This is a genomic window from Aequoribacter sp., assembly GCF_965659035.1.
GTDB lineage: Bacteria > Pseudomonadota > Gammaproteobacteria > Pseudomonadales > Halieaceae > Aequoribacter.
Map to the genome: position 1 here is coordinate 1 of NZ_CBFHWH010000001.1, position 1614 is coordinate 1614.

The following is a 1614-nucleotide window of genomic DNA, read 5'->3' on the forward strand; positions in this document are numbered from 1 at the left end:
TAGACGCCGATATGAGTGCGCGAGTCAACGGCGCCCAAACCATGTCGATTATGATTTCACGTGTAGGCAAAGAAGATACGATTCAGATAGCAGAAACAGTTAAAGCCTATTTAGGTGAGCTAGAGCCCACACTTCCAGAGGGTATGCACGTACAAATATGGAAAGACGAGTCTGCTGATTTGACTGATCGTTTAGAGGCCTTAGTGAAAAACGCGCGCAGCGGCCTAGTCTTGGTGCTAATCGTACTCGCGTTATTCCTGCAATTTCGACTTGCGTTATGGGTTGCTGCGGGCATTCCTATCGCTCTGCTCGGTACTCTCGCGGTGTTTCCCGGTCTCAATATTGCCATCAGCACCATGTCGATCATGGCGTTCATTTTAGTGATTGGTATTTTGGTTGACGATGCCATCGTGGTGGGTGAACGTATTTTTGCGCACGAAGAGATGGGTAAACCCCGACTACAAGCCGCAGTGGATGGCACATCAGAGGTGTCGACGCCCGTCATTTTTGGCGTTCTTACAACGATGGCGACTTTTATTCCAATCATGAATATCCCCGGAGAGCTCGGTGGCTTCTTTATTGTGATCGGTGCCGTTGTCATCATCGCGCTATTTTTTAGTATTTTTGAATCACAACTTATTCTTCCTCATCACTTAGCTCACCGCCGAATGGCAAAGTCGCGGGAAGAAAAAAACGCGTGGCAGAAAATCCAAACACGCCTATCAGATGCTCTTGATGATTTCGCTGTCAATAAATTTAAACCCATGGTGCGGCTATCGGTCGAATATCGCTACTCTACGTTGGCCGTTGCAATTGCGGTGCTGACCATAGCGCTCGGCGCCCTACTTTCCGGCCGCATTCTGTTCCAATTTTTCCCCGCGGTCGAAAGCACCCGCATTTATGCCGCTGTTGTCATGCCCGAGGGAACCCCAATTGAAACGACCCAAAAGGTAATTCAAAGGCTTGAGGACTCAGCCGAGCAGCTCAAGAAAGAGTTAGATGCGATCCCGCTGGTGCAGGACCAAGAAGCGTTTTCCAAAGTATACACTGCGGTAGGTACAACCTTGCCCAAAGGGTCGCTTGAAGTGGGGCCGCCTGTGCAAACCAATATTGGCGAGGTGGGTATACATCTTAATCTACCGTCGGATTATAAGGGTACGCCAGTCAGTGTCTACGCAAACCGCTGGCGCGAACTCACTGGCACTATTCCTGATCTCGTAGAGATGAAAATATCAGCCAACAGTTTCACCATCGGCGCCGCGATCGATATCGAGTTGCTAGGAGACGACTTTAGCGAGCTCAAATCAGTCGCCGACGAACTCAAAGCCGTCCTTGCATCCTACCCTGGAGTCGTGGACATTTCAGATACTTTTAGATCCGGTAAGCAAGAAGTCAAATTGGCATTAAAGCCCGAGGCGCGCCATTATGGTGTCACATTGCGTGACCTTGGGGCGCAAGTACGCCACGCCTTTTATGGCTACGAGGCTCAACGAATACAGCGAGGTAAAGACGATCTTCGGGTGATGGTCCGCTATCCCAGAGAAGAGCGCGCAAACTTTGGCTCGATAGAGCATATGTTCATCCGCACGCCCAATGGTGCAGAAGTTCCGTTTT

The 1614-nt window shown here is 50.0% G+C and carries 1 protein-coding gene; it reads left to right on the forward strand.

The window, feature by feature from the left end; all coding sequences use genetic code 11:
* Positions 1-11 precede the first annotated feature (11 nt).
* A partial coding sequence (locus ACTF5Z_RS00005; protein ID WP_438983990.1) for an efflux RND transporter permease subunit occupies positions 12-1614 on the forward strand: 1603 nt, incomplete at its 3' end.